Source organism: Paraburkholderia sp. SIMBA_054, from assembly GCF_046534875.1.
GTDB classification, from domain to species: domain Bacteria; phylum Pseudomonadota; class Gammaproteobacteria; order Burkholderiales; family Burkholderiaceae; genus Paraburkholderia; species Paraburkholderia hospita.
Window position 1 is genome coordinate 1 of record NZ_JAWRXV010001477.1, and the last position, 244, is coordinate 244.

General features: G+C 63.9%; 1 protein-coding gene. It reads right to left on the reverse strand.

What is annotated here, in order from left to right; translation table 11 throughout:
- Positions 1-244 (reverse strand): hypothetical protein (locus SB822_RS59945; RefSeq protein ID WP_410859490.1); only part of this gene is annotated, 244 nt, incomplete at both ends.

Below are 244 nucleotides of genomic sequence, written 5' to 3' on the forward strand. Positions count from 1 at the left end.
GCCGCCATCGGCACCTGCACCTGCACCTGCATCCGCGTCGACGTCGCCGCGCACCGCGCGTGCGACAGCGAACGAACGCCAGTCGAGCACCTTCTGCGTGTAATCGGTCATCTGCACGGGCAGCACGGCTTGCTTGAGCACCGCCGTGAAAATCTGGTCGAGCGCGCGCAGCGAAGCGACCTTGGTACCGCTGTACATGTGGTAGTACAGGTCGATCGGCTTGAAACGCAACGGCTTGTCCGTC